Source organism: Streptomyces wedmorensis (assembly GCF_000716445.1).
Taxonomy (GTDB): Bacteria; Actinomycetota; Actinomycetes; order Streptomycetales; family Streptomycetaceae; genus Streptomyces; species Streptomyces wedmorensis.
In genome coordinates, this window is the sequence record NZ_JNWK01000030.1 from 13,106 (window position 1) to 29,855 (window position 16,750).

The following is a 16,750-nucleotide window of genomic DNA, read 5'->3' on the forward strand; positions in this document are numbered from 1 at the left end:
CAGGCTCGTACCCTCCTTCGTGATCAGACACACATGGTTCGTCCCGGTTTACCGGCTTCTGCGGTTTCAGTCTGCCGAACGCCCGGACGAAACGCATGCGCGACTTGGGCGTAAGGTTGCGATTTGACCGCACCCGAACACACACCCGGAGAGGTGGAGGACACCCCTGGGGGTTACCCCTCGGTAAGTGTGACGTCTGGCGTCGGCGGGGTACACGATGGACATCCCGACCACTCCGTGGCCCGTGGGCACCACCGAACAGCGAAGGAAGAGCGTGGCTCCCGGATCCGATCGCAACCCGATCATCATTGGCGGCCTTCCCAGCCAGGTCCCGGATTTCGACCCGGAAGAGACCCAGGAATGGCTCGACTCCCTCGACGCGGCCGTCGACGAGCGGGGCCGTGAGCGAGCCCGCTACCTCATGCTCCGTCTGATCGAGCGGGCCCGCGAGAAGCGCGTGGCCGTGCCCGAGATGCGGAGCTCGGACTACGTCAACACCATCGCCACCAAGGACGAGCCCTTCTTCCCCGGCAACGAGGAGATCGAGCGCAAGGTTCTCAACGCCACCCGGTGGAACGCGGCCGTCATGGTCTCGCGCGCCCAGCGCCCGGGCATCGGCGTCGGCGGTCACATCGCGACCTTCGCCTCCTCGGCCTCGCTCTACGACGTGGGCTTCAACCACTTCTTCCGCGGCAAGGACGAGGGCGACGGCGGCGACCAGATCTTCTTCCAGGGGCACGCCTCCCCCGGCATCTACGCCCGCGCCTACCTCCTGGACCGGCTGAACGACACCCAGCTCGACGGCTTCCGCCAGGAGAAGTCGAAGTTCCCCAACGGCCTCTCGTCGTACCCGCACCCGCGGCTGATGCCGGACTTCTGGGAGTTCCCGACCGTCTCGATGGGCCTCGGCCCGCTCGGCGCGATCTACCAGGCCCGGATGAACCGGTACATGGAGGCGCGCGGCATCGCCGACACCTCCAAGTCCCACGTCTGGGCGTTCCTCGGCGACGGCGAGATGGACGAGGTCGAGTCGCTCGGCCAGCTCTCCATCGCCGCTCGCGAGGGCCTGGACAACCTGACCTTCGTCGTCAACTGCAACCTCCAGCGCCTCGACGGCCCGGTGCGCGGCAACGGCAAGATCATCCAGGAGCTGGAGTCGATCTTCCGGGGCAACGGCTGGAACGTCATCAAGCTGATCTGGGACCGCTCCTGGGACCCGCTGCTCGCACAGGACCGCGACGGCATCCTCGTCAACAAGCTGAACACCACACCGGACGGCCAGTTCCAGACGTACGCCACGGAGACCGGCGGCTACATCCGGGACCACTTCTTCGGCGACGACCACCGGCTGCGGGCGATGGTCGAGGGCATGTCGGACCAGCAGATCCTGCACCTGGGCCGCGGCGGCCACGACCACAAGAAGATCTACGCGGCCTACGCGGCGGCCAAGGCCCACGCGGGCCAGCCGACCGTGATCCTCGCGCAGACCGTCAAGGGCTGGACCCTCGGCCCGAACTTCGAGGGCCGCAACGCGACCCACCAGATGAAGAAGCTGACGGTCGACGACCTCAAGCGCTTCCGCGACCGGCTGCACATCCCGGTGACTGACCGGCAGTTGGAGGACGGCCTGCCGCCGTACTACCACCCGGGCCGGAACTCCGAGGAGATCCAGTACATGCACGACCGCCGCGAGGCGCTCGGCGGGTACGTGCCGACCCGCGTCGTGCGGGCGAAGCCGCTGGCCCTCCCCGACGACAAGACCTACGAGGCGGCCAAGAAGGGCTCCGGGCAGCAGTCGATCGCCACCACCATGGCGTTCGTCCGCATCCTGAAGGACCTCATGCGGGACAAGGAGATCGGCCGGCGCTTCGTGCTGATCGCCCCCGACGAGTACCGCACCTTCGGCATGGACGCGTTCTTCCCGAGCGCCAAGATCTACAACCCGCTGGGCCAGCAGTACGAGGCGGTCGACCGCGAACTCCTGCTCGCCTACAAGGAGTCCCCGACCGGCCAGATGCTCCACGACGGCATCTCCGAGGCCGGCTGCACGGCCTCGCTGATCGCCGCCGGTTCGGCGTACGCCACGCACGGCGAGCCGCTGATCCCGGTGTACGTCTTCTACTCGATGTTCGGTTTCCAGCGGACCGGCGACCAGTTCTGGCAGATGGCCGACCAGCTGGCGCGCGGCTTCGTGCTCGGCGCCACCGCCGGCCGCACCACGCTGACCGGCGAGGGCCTCCAGCACGCGGACGGCCACTCGCACCTGATCGCCTCGACCAACCCGGCCTGCATCGCCTACGACCCGGCGTACGGCTTCGAGATCGCGCACATCGTCAAGGACGGCCTGCGGCGGATGTACGGCCCCGCCGCCGAGGACGTCTTCTACTACCTGACCGTCTACAACGAGCCGATCCAGCACCCGGCCGAGCCCGCGGACGTGGACGTGGACGGCATCCTCCAGGGCATCCACCGCCTCAAGCCGGCCGAGGCCGGCGCCATCCCGGCGCAGATCATGGCCTCGGGTGTCGCCGTGCCGTGGGCGATCGAGGCGCAGCGGATCCTCGCCGAGGAGTGGAACGTGCGGGCCGACGTCTGGTCCGCGACCTCCTGGACCGAGCTGCGCCGCGAGGCCGTGGCCGTCGAGGAGCACAACCTGCTCCACCCGGACGAGGAGCTCCGCGTCCCGTACGTCACCCGCAAGCTCCAGGGCGCCGAGGGCCCGTTCGTGGCGGTCTCGGACTGGATGCGGGCGGTGCCGGACCAGATCTCCCGCTGGGTGCCGGGCACGTACACCTCGCTGGGCGCGGACGGCTTCGGCTTCGCGGACACGCGGGGTGCGGCCCGCCGCTACTTCCACATCGACGCCCAGTCGATCGTGCTGGCCGTGCTGACCGAGCTCGCCCGCGCGGGCAAGGTCGACCGTTCGGCCCTGAAGCAGGCCGTGGACCGCTACCAGCTGCTCGACGTGGCGGCCGCCGACCCCGGCGCCGCGGGCGGCGACGCCTGAGCCCGTGGGGTGTCCTGTCGATCGGAACGGGCTCCAGATGCCTGGTCGACGAGACACCCCTAGCGCATAGCACCTGGTGAGGGCGGTGGGGCCGGTGGTCTCGCCGCCCTTCGGCGTTCTCTACGATGCCCGGCATGAAGGATCGCTGGGAAGAGCGCACGCAGGTGCCGCTGCTTGTGCTGGCCGTGGCGTTCGGCATCGCGTACGCCGTGCCGATCGTCGCTCCCGGCGCCGACCCGTGGGTGCACCGGCTGTGCACCCACGTCGAGTGGGGCGTGTGGGCCGCCTTCGCCCTCGACTACCTGGTCCGTCTCGCGATCGCCCCGGCCCGGTGGCCCTTCATCCGCTCCCACCCCGTCGATCTGCTCGCGGTCCTGCTGCCGATGGTGCAGCCGCTGCGACTGCTCCGGGTCGTGTCCACGCTCCTCCTGGTCGGCCGGCGGGCCCGGATGGCCCCGCAGATAACGCTCACCACCTATGTGGCGGGCGCGGTGGTCGGGCTGATGATGTTCGGCTCACTCGCCGTGCTGCACGTGGAACGGGACGCCCCGGACGGCAACATCAAGACGCTCGGGGACGCGGTCTGGTGGTCGTTCACCACGATGACCACGGTCGGGTACGGCGACCACGCCCCGACCACCGGCCTCGGCCGGGTCCTCGCGGTGGGCCTGATGCTCTCGGGCATCGCCCTGCTCGGTGTCGTCACGGCCAACATCGCCGCCTGGTTCATCTCCCGCTTCGACCGGGACGACGCCGTGGAACGCCGGCAGACCGAGCTCCTGGAGGCACTGACGCTGGAGGTCCGCCAGCTGCGTGCGGAGGTGGCCAGGCTCTCGGATCCGGTGCGGGCGCCCGCACCGGATCCCTCCCACGACGTCCCCGCGCAGGACCTTCCCGCGCAGGATGCCCCCGCCCACGACGTCCCCGTGCGGGACTCCCAGGCGCAGGGCTCGCCCGCCCAGGGCCTCCCCGCGTCTACCGCTCCCAGATCTTGAACGCTCTGACCTCGTAGGGCGCCTGCGGGACCCAGGTGCCGCGGCCCGGGTAGGTCTCGAACTCCCCCGCCTCCGCGCACTCGGCGGACTGGTAGGTGGTGACCGGCCGGCCCGTGCGGTTCGCCAGGGACTGGGCCGAGGTGCCCGGCGGCAGGGCGACGCAGCTGTCGATGTCCGTGGTGGCCAGTTCGTGGGTCCGCGCCTTGCCCTTGAAGTCGGGCTTGGACCAGAGGCAGAGCCGGCCCGGTCCGCAGGCCCCCAGAAGGGTCCCGGCCGGCGCCGAGGCCGCTGAGGCCGTCGAAGCCGCCGGGCCCGTCCGGGCCGCCGAAGCCACCTGGGACGCCCGGGCCGCCGGGCCCGCATGGGCCGCCGGGGTCGCCAGGAGGGTGGTCGTGGCGGTGGCGGTCAGGACGGCCGCCGCGGCGAGAAGAGTCTTTGTGTACATGCTGATGAACCCCCGTTTCGTCACTCTCTGTAATCGCGATCATGACGGAGGTGCCCTCGGCGACGGAAGAGGGGCCGCCCCCGTTCACGCGAACGGGTGACGGCCCCCTACGGGAACCCTGAGGGGCGTCAGATGTGACCGCCCATGCCGCCCGCCTCCGCGTTCTCGCCGCGCTTGGTGAGCGTGGCGACGAGGGCCGCGACGACGGCGACCCCGCCTGCGACGGTGAAGGCCAGGCCCATGCCGTCGAGGAAGGTGTCGTGGATGACTCCGGAGATCTTGTCGAAGAGGTCGGGGGTCATCCCCGGCGCCTTCGCCAGCTCCGGCGGGGCCATGCCGAACTCGGCCGCCTGCTCCAGGCGCGGGTCGGCCGGGACCGGGATGCCGGCCTCCTTCCAGTTCTCCGCGAAGGCGCCGGAGACCTTGGAGGACATGACGGCGCCGAGCACCGCCGTGCCGAGCGCGCCGCCGACCTGCATCGCGGCCTGCTGCAGACCGCCGGCGACGCCGGACAGCTCCAGCGGCGCGTTGCCCACGATGACCTCGGTGGCGCCGACCATGACCGGGGCGAGGCCCAGGCCGAGCAGGGCGAACCAGAGGGACATGGCGAACGTGCCGGTACCCGGCGAGAGCGTGATCATGCCGAACATCGCGACGGCCGTGCAGACCATGCCGCCGACCAACGGCACGCGCGGGCCGAACTTGGTGATCAGCGCGCCGGCCAGCGGCGAGGAGACGATCATCATCGCGGTCAGCGGCAGCAGGTGCAGACCGCTGTCGACCGGGCTGAGCCCCTTCACGCCCTGGAGGTAGAAGGTCACGAAGAACAGGCCGCCCATGAAGGCGAAGGCCATCAGGACCATCAGGACGACACCGGCCGACAGCGGCACGGAGCGGAACATGCCCAGCGGGATCAGCGGCTCCTTGACCTTCGTCTCCCAGAAGGCGAACAGCGCGAACAGGACCAGCGCGCCGATCAGGCAGCCCCAGGTCTTGCCGCTGGTCCAGCCCCAGGACTCGCCGGCCTTGATGAGGCTCCAGACGAGCGAGGCCATGGCGCCGGAGAGCAGCAGGATGCCGACGACGTCGAAGGAACGCGGCGCGTTCTCGGCGCGGTGGTCCTTGAGGATGAGCAGGCCGAGGACGAGCGCGACGACGCCGACAGGCACGTTGACGAAGAAGACGGACTGCCAGCTGACGTGCTCGACGAGCAGGCCGCCGACGATCGGGCCGCCGGCCGTGGAGGCACCGATGACCATGCCCCAGATGCCGATCGCCATGTTCAGCTTCTCGGCCGGGAAGGTGGCGCGCAGCAGGCCGAGCGCGGCCGGCATCAGCAGGGCGCCGAAGAGGCCCTGCAGGACGCGGAAGGCGATCACGGCCCCGATCGAGTCGGAGAGGCCGATCGCGCCGGAGGCGGCGGCGAAGCCGGCGATGCCGATGAGGAAGGTCTGCCGGTGGCCGAAGCGGTCGCCGAGCTTGCCCGCTGTGATCAGGGCGACGGCGAGCGCGAGCAGGTAGCCGTTGGTGATCCATTGGACCTGGGCGAGCGTGGCGCCGAGGTCGGTCTTGATGGCGGGGTTGGCGATGGCGACGATCGTGCCGTCGAGCGCCACCATCATCACGCCCACGGCGACGCCGAACAGGGTCAGCCACGGGTGGCCGCGCAGTCCCTTCGCCGGGACCGGGACGGGTTCCCGGACGCCCCCCTGACCCTGCGGGGTCTTTTCCACGGTGGTCTGACTAGTCATGCGAACGAGGCTAATGACAGTCACTGACAATTGACAAAGTGATTCACGCGTCGGTAACTGTCACGTAGCTCACAGGTACCCTGAGCCGTACGGAACGCGGGAGAAGAGGACCTTGACTTGACCGTGCCCGGCCTGCGCGAACGGAAGAAGCAGCGCACACGAGACGCGCTGATCCGGGTGGCCCTGGAGCGCTTCACGGACCAGGGGTACGAGGGGACCACCGTCGACGAGATCGTCGAGGAGGTCGAGGTCTCCCAGCGCACCTTCTTCCGGTACTTCTCCTCGAAGGAGGAGGTCGCCTTCGCCGTCCAGCAGATGGTGGAGGAGCGTTTCGTCCGCACCCTCGGGGAGCGGCCGCCGGACGAGGGCCCGTTCGACGCGATGCGCAACGCCGTGCTCGGATCCTGGGACTCCATCGGCGACGCGATCACCGAGGTCGTGCCGGTCGAGCTGTACCTGCGCACCTTCCGGATGATCGAGTCGACGCCCGCGCTGCTCGCCGTGCACCTGCGCCGGTCCACGGAGATGGAGGAGACGATCTCCCGGATCATCGCCGACCGCGAGGGCCTCGACGTCGACGAGGACCCGCGCCCCCGGATCGCGGTGGCGGCCTTCAGCGGTGTCATGCGGGTGACCGGGCAGCTGTGGGGCCGGGGCACCGACCAGAGCCTGGACGCCATCCGCGCCCTCACCGAGCAGTACCTCGACCAGCTCGGCCCGGCGCTGGCCCCGCGCTGGCGCGGCCCGGACGGCGAGGGGCCCGGCGCGGCACCGTAAGCGCGAAGGCCCGGCGGCCCGGACGGCGAGAAGCGAGACCACCCGGCGGCCCCGACCGTGAGAAGTGACACCGCCCCGGCGCCCGCGACGGCGAGAGTCCCGGCGCCGCACCGCAGGCGCAAGGGCCCGGCGGCCCCGACCGTGAGAAGTGACACCGCCCCGGCGCCCGTGACGGCGAGGGGGCCCGCCCGCCGCGTCACGTTCGCCCCGTAGGGTGGCGCCCCGTGACCTCAGCCGATGCCTCTCCCAGCCTGACCGTCGTGCGCGCCCTGCTCGCGCTGGGCGTGGTGTTCGTGCTCCTCGCGACCACCGGGTGGACGACGATCCGGCACCGGCCGGTGCCGGGGCCGTCGCGGGGGGCCGCGCTCACCGCCTGGGCACACGACCGGATCGACCACCGTCCGCTGCCCGACCCGGCCACCACACCCGCGCGTGCCGTCGCCGCGTTCTTCGCCGGACTCGGCACCGCGCGCGGAGCGCAGCTCGCCGAGCGGCACCCGCTCGTCGTCGGCAACCTCAACGGCGCCCCGGTCGCCCTGCGCTACCGCGCCAACCGGATCACGCTCGGCCGGGCGCTCGCCACCGAGCGGGCCAGGATCGACGACGCCCGGCTCTCGGCGGAGGGCCGGCACGAGGCGCGCCGCCGGGTCGACCGCTTCGCGTCCCTGATGAGGCCGGACCGCCAGATCCTGGCCTTCGACCCGACCGGAACGGGACGGACCGCGGAGGTCCTCGGCGACCTGGAGCGGGCCCGGCGCGTCTCGGTGGTCGTGCCCGGCGTCGACACCAACCTCCTCACGTTCCAGAAGACCCGCGGCCGGTACGGGGCCCCGGAGGGCATGGCCAGCGCCCTCTACGCCGCCGAACGGGAGGCCGCGCCCCGCACCCGGGTCGCCGTGATCGCCTGGGCCGACTACACGGCACCCGCCGTGGTGGGCGTCGACGCGGTGACGGGCCGGCTGGCCGAGGCCGGGGCCGTACGGCTCGTGGAGCTGACCGGGGCCCTGCCGGGGGACGCGCGCGTGGCGCTGTTCTGCCACAGCTACGGCTCCGTGCTGTGCGGGGTCGCCGCGCCCCGGCTGCCGGCCCGGGTGACGGACCTGGCCGTGGCCGGGAGCCCCGGCATGCGGGTGCGGACCGCGGCCGAACTCTCCACCCACGCGCGCGTGTGGGCGATGCGGGACGCCGACGACTGGATCGCCGACGTGCCGCACCTGGAGCTGGGCGGGGTGGGGCACGGCGCCGATCCGGTGGCTCCGGAGTTCGGGGCGCGACTGCTCTCGGCGGACGGGGCAGGCGGTCACAGTGGCTATTTCGAGCCGGGCACCGAGAGCCTCGGGAACTTCGCCGCCATAGGGGTCGGCGCCTTCCCGAGCCTCGTCTGCGCACGTGCCGACAGCGCTTGCCACGACGGAATATCCGGCGCGGAAGGGCCCTGACGCGCGTAGATCCCGCGATTTCCGGACCTTTCACAGGGGCGACGCAGCGGCACGCGCCGCTTACGATGAGGCGTATGGGTGATGTGCTGGCCGGAAATCATGCCACCTGGGAGTTCGAGAGCGACGCCCTCCTCATCCGTTTCGATCGGGGGAACCGCACGCCGAAGCTCCTCAGTGTGCTGCGCGAACGACGAGTACCGCACGAGGCGTTGGCGTCCGTGACGCTCACGCCCGGCAAGCGGGGCACCGTGGTCCTGCACGCCGTGCCGAGACCGGGCGCCGATCCGCTGATGGAAGCGGCTGCGGGACAGCTCAAGGAGGCCTGCGACCCGTACCGGCTCGTGCTGCCGGCGGACCGCGAGACGCTCGCCGAGTACTACCGGGACGAGCTGCGGGCGCGCCTCCCGGCGGACGCCATGGGCCCGGTGGACACCGGGGCCGCCGTCGGCCCGGTCGGCGCCCTCGGCCCGGTCGGCGCCATGGGCTCGGTCGGCGCCCTCGGCTCGATCGACTCGCCGGACGTGACGGACGTCGGGGCGGCGGGGGCCCCGGCGCACGTCGACAGCGTCCTGACGGCTCCGACGCCCGTCGACCGCTTCCTGGTGGCGCCGCCGCAGGGGCCGCAGTCCTTCAAGACGTACGACGGGAGGGCGAGCTTCGACGGCGTCTCGGAGGTCTCGTTCCGCTGGTCCTGGACGGGGGCGTCCACCGAGAAGTGGAAGGCGGGCGACCAGACCTTCTCGGTACGGGACCTCTGCGGGGTGGAGTGGCGCTCCCCCGAGGTCCTCGACGGATACCTGCGCCTGGTGCCCCGGGGCGGCGCGCCGCGCCCTCCGCAGCCGGACCTGGACCCGGCGTCCGTGGTCTTCGGCCTCGGCTACGGGCCGGTGCACCTGTCGCTTCCCTTCGCCGCGGCGGTCCTCGCCGCGATCCGGGGCCGGGCCGCGGATCGCGTACCCGTCCACGCCGCGGCTCCGGCCGGGATGCGGGACGGTGCGAGCCGCGACCCCGGGGCGGTCGCGGAGAGGATCCGGCACCTGGGCGAGCTGCACCAGGCGGGGCTCGTGACCGACGCGGAGTTCTCGGCGAAGAAGGCGGAGCTCCTCGCGGAGCTGTGACGGGGCCGCGCGGGAAACCGGGACCGGGACGCCCGGAGGACCGGGACCGGGACGCCCGGAGGACCGGGACCGGGATGCGGCCCGCGGCCGGTGTCATACCCCGGTATCAGGACCGGGCCCGGTCCCCGGTATGACGCCGGGGGCCGGGGCCGCTGCCTACCCTGAGCGGGTCATGGCTACCGAATCGCGGCCCGAGCCGCCCACCGACGACCGGCCCGAGACGCGCACCGACCGCGGTGCCGAGCCCGCCACCGACCACCAGCCCGAGCCAACCGCCGACCACAGGCCCGAGGCGCCGACCGACCCCAGCCCCGAGCCGACCGCCGACGACCGGCGGTCCGGCCGGCCCACCGGCGGCCGTCGGCGGCGGATCCGGCAGCTCGGTGCCCGGACGAGCGACGTGTTCCAGGGGCTGGGGTCGGCGCTGACGACGCCGGCGACGCCGGGGGCCCCGTTGCTGGCGGACGCGTCGTCGCGGTGGGTGCGGCTGCTGCCGTACGTCGTCGCGCTCGCGTTCGTGGCGGCGCTGCTTCCGTCCACGGTCGTGCTGTTGATCGGGGACTACCACGTCAACGGGGCCCTCGCGGGGGCGCTCGGCACCGCGCAGACGCTGCCGCTGCTGCTGGCCGTGGCCCGGCCGCTGCAGGCCTGGTGGATCGTCTTCGTCGCGGACGTGCTGGGCGCGCTGGTGCTGCTGGGTGCGGAGGGCGGGCGGGCGGACTACTGGCCGTGGCCGCCCACGGTCCTGGTGGGCTACTGCGCGTTGATGGTGGCGCTCGGCCTGCGCGAGTCACGCCGGGCGCTGTTCGGGGTCTGGCTCGCCACCGGTGTGGCGGGGTACGTCCTGGAGGCGTTCCGGCCGGCCGGGTACACGAGCATCCACACCCTGCTGCTGGTCCTGAGCGGGGTGCTGCTGCTCCTGACGTCGGCGGTACGAGCCCGGGGCGACGCGCAGCGGCGGCTCGTGGAGCAGGAGACGATCAGCGAGGCGGAGCGGGCCCGCCGCACGCTCCTGGAGGAGCGGGCGAGGATCGCGCGCGAGTTGCACGACGTGGTGGCCCACCACATGTCGGTGATCACCGTGCAGGCCGACTCGGCCCCGTACCGGATTCCGGAGCTTCCGGAGGCGGCCCGCGAGGAGTTCACGTCGATCGCGGCGAGCGCGCGCGAGTCGCTGGCGGAGATGCGGCGGCTGCTGTCCGTGCTGCGCAGTGACGGCAGTGAGGGCGAGCGGGCGCCGCAGCCGGGCCTGGACCGGGTGCAGCAGCTGGTCGAGGCGACGGTGCGGGCCGGGGTGCCGGCCGAGCTGCGGCTCGCCGCCGACCTCGGGGACGTACCGCAGGCGGTCGACCTGTCGGCGTACCGGATCGTGCAGGAGGCGCTGGCCAACGTCGTCCGGCACGCGCCGGGGGCGTCCACCCGGGTGTCGGTCCGGGCGGACGACGGATGGCTGACGGTCCTCGTCGTCAACGGGCCCGCGACGGAGCCGGGTTCCGCGGTGGAGCGCGGCGCGGCGGGCACCGGGCACGGGCTCGTCGGCATGCGGGAGCGCGTACGGTTGACGGGCGGCTCGCTCGACACCGGGCCGCTGCCGGACGGCGGTTTCCGGGTGGCCGCCCGGCTGCCCCTGGCGCCGGACCCGGCCCCGCCCGCGGACCCGGCCTGATCGGCGCACGCCGCGGGCCGGTGCCCGCCACGACCCCGGAGGACCCCGAGTGACCATCCGCGTGATCATCGTCGACGACCAGGCCATGGTGCGGGCCGGTTTCGCCGCGCTGCTCGCCGCCCAGCCCGACATCGACGTGGTCGGCGAGGCCCCGGACGGCCGCCAGGGCGTGGAGGTGGCCCGGTCGACGCACCCGGACGTGGTCCTGATGGACGTGCGGATGCCGGAGCTGGACGGGCTCGCGGCGGCGCGGGAGATCCTGCACCCGCCGGCCGGCGTCGTCCACCGGCCGAAGGTGCTGATGCTGACCACCTTCGACGTCGACGACTACGTGTACGAGGCGCTGCGGGCCGGCGCGTCCGGCTTCCTCCTGAAGGACGCGCCGCCCGCCGATCTCATCGCGGCGGTACGGGTGGTGGCGGCCGGCGAGGCGCTGCTCGCCCCCTCGGTGACCCGTCGCCTCATCGCCGACTTCGCCGCGTCCCGCCCGGCGCCGCGCCGCGACACCACCGCGTTGCGTCTGAACGGGCTCACCCCGCGTGAGACCGAGGTCCTGGAGCTGATCGCCCGGGGCCTGTCCAACCAGGAGATCGCGGACCATCTGGTGCTCGCCGAGCAGACGGTGAAGACCCACATCGGGCGCGTCCTCGCCAAGCTGGACCTCCGCGACCGGGCGCAGGCGGTGGTCTTCGCGTACGAGTCGGGCCTGGTGACCCCGGGCGCGAGCTGAGCGGCCGCGGCTCGTCACACCCGCGCCATCGCCCTGCCCGTCACCCGGCACCCGTCACCCGTCACCGAGCACCCGGCACCGAGCACCCGGCACCGAGCACCCGGCACCCGGGGGAAAACCCCACCCCCTCCATGGGGTTGGCCGCTCCTCCACCCCCTACCCCGGTATCAGACGGGAGTTGGCCCCGCGGTGTGACGTGCCGTCACCCTTCGTCTTCCTACCTTCCTCTCGCCGAAGAACGAGCGAGTACCGGAGAGGGAGGGCGACCCCATGCGCCGCTTTGCGAGGACCCTGACCACCGTGGCCCTGGTGGCCACCGCGATCGCGGGGACGGCCGGCTGGGCGTCGGGGAACGCCCAGGAGGCCGTGACGGGGGCGCCGGCCGGGACCGGGGCGTGGCGGGCGGCCGGGCTGCCGGACCCGGAGCGGATGGGGCCGGGCGAGGTGGCGCGGTACTTCGCGGGCCTGGGCCCCGTACGGCAGAGGGAACTGGCCCGGACGTACCCGACGGTGGTCGGGAACCTGGACGGTGCGCCGCTGGAGCTGCGGTACGAGGCCAACGAGCGTTCCGTACGCGGGGAGTTCGGCGGGGCGCGGGTGCTCGCCCTCGATCCGCGCGGCCGGGGGCAGGTGGCCCTGGTGTACGGGGACCTGGCGCGGGCGGAACACGTGGCCGTGATCGTGCCCGGGTCCGACGTCGACGCCGGGCACGTCCGGCCGCTCGCGGACATGGCGACCGCGCTGCGCCGGGCGACCGGCGGCCGTACGGCGGTCGTCGCCTGGGCCGGGTACACGACCCCCGTCGGGGTGGGCCTCGACGCTGCGACCGGCCGGCTCGCGGAGGCCGGGGCGGGCCGGCTGACCCGGTTCGCGGACGGTCTCGCGGCCGTCGGCGCGGCCGAGCCGTCGGTGTTCTGCCACAGTTACGGCTCCGTCGTCTGCGGCCTCGCCGCCCGCGACCTGAAGGCCAAGGACCTCGTCGTCTTCGGTTCTCCCGGGATGCGCGCGGAGAGCGTCGCCGAGCTCGGCACCTCCGCCCGCGTCTGGGCCGCGAAGGACCCCACCGACTGGATCGACCGGATCCCGAACGTCGAGTTCGGGGGGCTCGGGCACGGCATCGACCCCACCGACCCGGCCTTCGGGGCCCGCCGGATCCCGGCCGACGACGCCGCGGGCCACGGCGGCTACTTCGCGGCCGGCACCGGCTCCCTGCGCGCCTTCGCCGCGATCGCCGAGGGGGACGTCCGATGAGCACGCTGACGACGCTGGCCCGCAGGACGGCATCGAGGATCGAGTCCGGTACGCCCGCGCACCGTGACCGGGCGATCGACGGACTCCGCGCCCTCGCGCTGCTCGCCGTGCCGACCGGGCACTGGCTGCTCGGCGGGTTCACGCTCTCCGCCGACGGGGCGATCCACAACGCCAGCCCGCTGGGCGCCTTCGCCGGGCTCGCCCCGGTCAGCTGGATCCTCCAGATGCTGGGGATCTTCTTCCTCGTCGGCGGTTACGCGTCGGTCCTGTCGTACCGGCGCCGCAAGGGCTCCACAGGGGCATGGCTGAAGGGCCGGCTCGCCCGGCTCGGCCGTCCGGTGCTCGGGGTCACCGCCGTGTGGGCGGCGCTGCTGCCGCTGCTCCACTTCGGCGTCGGGGTGCCCGTGGACACCCTGCGGACGGCGTCGACGCTGGTGATCCAGCCGCTGTGGTTCGTCGGCGTGTACACGGTGGTCACCGCGCTCACCCCGTACTGCGTGCGGGTCGCCGGCCGGCTCGGCGTCTGGGCCGCGGCGCCGCTGCTCGGCTCGGTGGCCGTCGTCGACTTCCTGCGGTACGGGCCGTACGCGGACGCCGTGCCGTCCTGGCTGAGCCTGCTGAACATCCTGCCCGGCTGGCTCTTCGCCTATCAGCTCGGCGTCTCGTGGGGCGAGGGCCGGGTCACCCGGCGCCACGCCTGGGCGCTGCTGCTCGGCGGTGCCGCGCTGTTCGCCACCCTCCTGGTGTTCTTCGGCTACCCGGCGTCGATGGTCGGCGTCCCCGGCGAGGCCCGCACCAACTCGCACCCGCCGTCGCTGCTGGTGCTCGCCCTGGCAGCCGCGCAGAGCGGCGCGGCGATCCTGCTCCGCGACCGGCTCGGCCGGTTCCTGCGGCGGCCCGCGCTGTGGGCGCCCGTCGTGATCGTCAACCTGTCGGCGATGACGGTCCTGTGCTGGCACCAGACGGCGATGCTGGCGGCCGCGGTCCCGGCCTCGTACCTCGGCGAGGTCCCCGGCCTGGTCGGGGCGCCGGACTCGGTCGGCTGGATCCTCGCCCGGCTGGCGTGGATGCCGGTCTTCGCCGGGCTCCTCGTCCTCATCGGGCGGTACGCGCGGGGCTTCGAGTCCCCGTGGGCGAAGACCGGCCCGGCCCGCCGCACCGCGGCGGGGCTGCTCGCGGCGGGCTTCGCGGTCTTCGCCCTGGGGCTGGCGTGAACGCCCGGGTGCTACGCCTCGCGGGCCGCCGAGGTGTGGCTCATGTCCGGGTAGCGGTCGCCCGCCACCAGCCCGGCGATCGGCTCCAGTTCGGCCAGTTCGGCGGCGGTGAGGGTGATGCGGGTGGCGGCGGCGTTCTCCAGGAGGCGGGAGCGCTTGCGGGTGCCGGGGATGGGGACGACCGTGAGGCCGTGGACGGAGGCCCGCTGGTGGACCCAGGCGAGGGCGATCTGCGCCGGGGTCGCCCCGTGCGCGGCGGCGATCTTGCGGACCGGGTCGAGGAGGGCCGCGTTCCGCTCGGCGTTCTCGCCGGTGAAGCGGGGCTGGTAGGCGCGGTAGTCGCCGCCCGACAGGTCCTTGGTGGCGTCCGCGAACGCCCCGGTCAGGAAGCCGCGGCCGAGCGGCGAGTACGGCACGAAGGTCACGCCGAGCTCGGCGGCGGCGCCGACGGCGCTGCGCTCGACGTCCCGGGAGAAGAGCGACCACTCCGACTGGAGGGCGGTGATCGGGTGCACCGCGTGGGCCTCGCGCAGCTCGGGCCCGGTGACCTCGCTCAGGCCCAGGTGGCGGACCTTGCCCTCCCGGACGAGTTCGGCCATCGCGCCGACGGACTCGGCGAGGGGGACCTCCGGGTCGCGGCGGTGCATGTAGTAGAGGTCGATGGTCTCGATGCCGAGGCGGCGGAGGCTGTCCTCGGCGGCCTTCCTGATGTACGCGGGGTCGTTGCGGATGCCCCGGTGGGTGGGGTCGTCGGCGCGCCGCTCGATGGCGAACTTGGTGGCGAGGACGACCTCGTCGCGGTGGGCGGCGAGGAAGGGTGCGAGGAACTCCTCGTTGGCGCCGCTGCCGTAGATGTCGGCGGTGTCGATGAGGGTGACGCCGGCCTCGAGGGCCGCGTCGAGCGTGTCGCGGGCGGCGGCCTCGTCGGTGTCGCCGTAGAACTCGCTGATGCCCATGGCGCCGAAGCCCTGGACGCCGATCCGGGGGCCGTCCTGGCCGAGGCGTACGGTGTCGATCCTGGTCACGCTGGTCATGAAGGTGTGCCTCCGCATGCAGTGCCGTAATGGCCGATCTTGATGTCGAGCACGGCGAGCGTGTCCTGGAGTTCGGTGATCCGGGCGAGGACGTCGCGCCGCGTGGTCTCCAGGAGTTCGCGCCGCTCGTCGCGGGTGTGGTCGCCCTCGCGGACCAGCTCGGCGTACCGGACCATGTCGGCGACCGGCATCCCGGTCAGCCGCAGCTTGCCGACGAAGGCGAGCCAGCCGAGGTCGCGTTCGGTGAAGCGCCGCTGGCCGGTGTGCGAACGGTCGACGTGCGGCATCAGGCCGATCCGCTCGTACCAGCGCAGGGTGTGCGCCGAGAGGCCGGTCAGGGCGGCGACCTCGCTGATGGTGTAGTGCGCCCGGGTGCCGCTGGTACGCGGGTCCGTGCTCGCGATCACGCTCATGCCCCCACGCTAAAACGTTGGAGTGCACTCGAAGCAAGTAGGCTCGGCCCCATGCAGAGCACCGTGCCGAGCCTGGCGTCGATCGAGAACTGGCCCGTCCCCACCGCGGCGGCCGCCGCCGTCCGCGCGGACGGCACCGTCGCCGGGTCGCACGGACCCACCGGGCAGCGCTTCCCGCTGGCCTCCGTGACCAAGCCGCTCGCGGCGTACGCCGTCCTCGTCGCGTACGAGGAGGGGGCGATCGACCTCGACGAGCCCGCCGGGCCCGAGGGCTCGACCGTCCGCCACCTGCTCGCGCACACCTCCGGGCTCGCCTTCGACGAGAACCGGGTGATGGCCGCGCCCGGCGCCCGCCGGATCTACTCCAACACCGGCTTCGAGGCGCTCGGCGACCATGTCGCCAAGGCGACCGACATCCCCTTCGCCGAGTACCTGCACCAGGCGGTCCTGGAGCCGCTCGGCATGACGTCGACGACCCTGGAGGGTTCGCCCGCGAAGGACGGCGTGTCGACCGTGGACGACCTCGTGCGGTTCGCCGCCGAGGTGCAGGCGCCGCGGCTGCTCGACGCCCGGACCGTCCTGGACGCCATGACCGTCACGTACCCCGGCCTCACCGGCATCCTGCCCGGCTACGGGCACCAGAAGCCGAACGACTGGGGTCTCGGCTTCGAGATCCGCGACTCGAAGTCGCCGCACTGGACGGGCGCCACGTCCTCGCCCCGCACCTTCGGGCACTTCGGGCAGGCCGGCACCTTCCTGTGGATCGACCCGGACGCGGCGGCCGCCTGCGTCGCCCTCACCGACCGGCCCTTCGGGCCCTGGGCGGTCGAGGCCTGGCCGCCCTTCACGGACGCGGTCCTGGCGGAGCTGCGCGCACGCTGAGCGGGGCAGCCCGGCGGCGGCCTTCGTC

Annotated in this window: 14 protein-coding genes; 10 read left to right on the top strand and 4 right to left on the bottom strand. The window is 73.1% G+C overall.

Translation table 11 applies throughout. From position 1 onward, the window contains the following. The first annotated feature begins 274 nt into the window (after positions 1–274). Both aceE and OO54_RS22850 read left to right on the top strand, forming a co-directional pair. On the top strand, positions 275–3,007 hold the full coding sequence (aceE, locus tag OO54_RS22845) for a pyruvate dehydrogenase (acetyl-transferring), homodimeric type (protein WP_033205938.1): 2,733 nt from the start codon (positions 275–277) through the stop codon (positions 3,005–3,007). A 125-nt stretch (positions 3,008–3,132) separates the two neighbouring features. Then, positions 3,133–4,002, top strand: a complete 870-nt coding sequence (locus OO54_RS22850) for a potassium channel family protein (RefSeq protein WP_033205939.1) — start codon at positions 3,133–3,135, stop codon at positions 4,000–4,002. Here OO54_RS22850 and OO54_RS22855 read toward each other — a convergent pair. Together OO54_RS22855 and OO54_RS22860 are read right to left on the bottom strand one after the other, a co-directional pair. Next, on the bottom strand, positions 3,983–4,447 hold the full coding sequence (locus OO54_RS22855; RefSeq protein WP_078905304.1) for a peptidase inhibitor family I36 protein: 465 nt from the start codon (positions 4,445–4,447) through the stop codon (positions 3,983–3,985). The two genes, OO54_RS22850 and OO54_RS22855, sit on opposite strands and share 20 nt — an antisense overlap. Positions 4,448–4,575: 128 nt before the next feature. After that, on the bottom strand, positions 4,576–6,198 hold the full coding sequence (locus OO54_RS22860) for an MFS transporter (RefSeq protein ID WP_033205940.1): 1,623 nt from the start codon (positions 6,196–6,198) through the stop codon (positions 4,576–4,578). Between the two features lie 117 nt (positions 6,199–6,315). Between OO54_RS22860 and OO54_RS22865 the strand changes: the two genes are divergently transcribed. The 7 genes from OO54_RS22865 to OO54_RS22895 all read left to right on the top strand — a co-directional run bounded on the left by OO54_RS22865 (position 6,316) and on the right by OO54_RS22895 (position 14,393). Continuing rightward, on the top strand, positions 6,316–6,975 hold the full coding sequence (locus OO54_RS22865; protein WP_017239126.1) for a TetR/AcrR family transcriptional regulator: 660 nt from the start codon (positions 6,316–6,318) through the stop codon (positions 6,973–6,975). A gap of 224 nt (positions 6,976–7,199) precedes the next feature. After that, positions 7,200–8,414: an alpha/beta hydrolase gene (locus OO54_RS22870; RefSeq protein WP_033205941.1), complete on the top strand. Its 1,215-nt coding sequence runs from the start codon at positions 7,200–7,202 to the stop codon at positions 8,412–8,414. Positions 8,415–8,488: 74 nt separating this feature from the next. Next, positions 8,489–9,532, top strand: coding sequence for a DUF4429 domain-containing protein (locus OO54_RS22875; RefSeq protein WP_033205942.1), 1,044 nt, complete (start codon positions 8,489–8,491; stop codon positions 9,530–9,532). A 172-nt stretch (positions 9,533–9,704) separates the two neighbouring features. Then, positions 9,705–11,198: a histidine kinase gene (locus tag OO54_RS22880; protein ID WP_234439390.1), complete on the top strand. Its 1,494-nt coding sequence runs from the start codon at positions 9,705–9,707 to the stop codon at positions 11,196–11,198. Between the two features lie 49 nt (positions 11,199–11,247). Next, entirely contained in the window at positions 11,248–11,928 is a 681-nt protein-coding gene (locus OO54_RS22885) for a response regulator (RefSeq protein WP_017239129.1), read from the top strand. Positions 11,929–12,198: 270 nt separating this feature from the next. Beyond that, the gene (locus OO54_RS22890; RefSeq protein WP_033205944.1) at positions 12,199–13,179 is read left to right on the top strand and encodes an alpha/beta hydrolase; all 981 of its coding nucleotides are present in this window, start codon (positions 12,199–12,201) and stop codon (positions 13,177–13,179) included. Then, positions 13,176–14,393, top strand: a complete 1,218-nt coding sequence (locus OO54_RS22895; protein WP_033205946.1) for an acyltransferase family protein — start codon at positions 13,176–13,178, stop codon at positions 14,391–14,393. Before OO54_RS22890 ends, OO54_RS22895 begins: the two co-directional genes overlap by 4 nt. Positions 14,394–14,404: 11 nt before the next feature. Here OO54_RS22895 and OO54_RS22900 read toward each other — a convergent pair whose 3' ends face one another. Further along, on the bottom strand, positions 14,405–15,427 hold the full coding sequence (locus OO54_RS22900) for an aldo/keto reductase (protein WP_033205948.1): 1,023 nt from the start codon (positions 15,425–15,427) through the stop codon (positions 14,405–14,407). Beyond that, on the bottom strand, positions 15,424–15,840 hold the full coding sequence (locus OO54_RS22905; RefSeq protein WP_051034129.1) for a MerR family transcriptional regulator: 417 nt from the start codon (positions 15,838–15,840) through the stop codon (positions 15,424–15,426). Before OO54_RS22905 ends, OO54_RS22900 begins: the two co-directional genes overlap by 4 nt. 51 nt (positions 15,841–15,891) lie before the next feature. Here OO54_RS22905 and OO54_RS22910 point away from each other — a divergent pair, with 51 nt between their 5' ends. Continuing rightward, entirely contained in the window at positions 15,892–16,722 is an 831-nt protein-coding gene (locus OO54_RS22910) for a serine hydrolase domain-containing protein (protein ID WP_033205950.1), read from the top strand. Positions 16,723–16,750 lie beyond the last annotated feature (28 nt).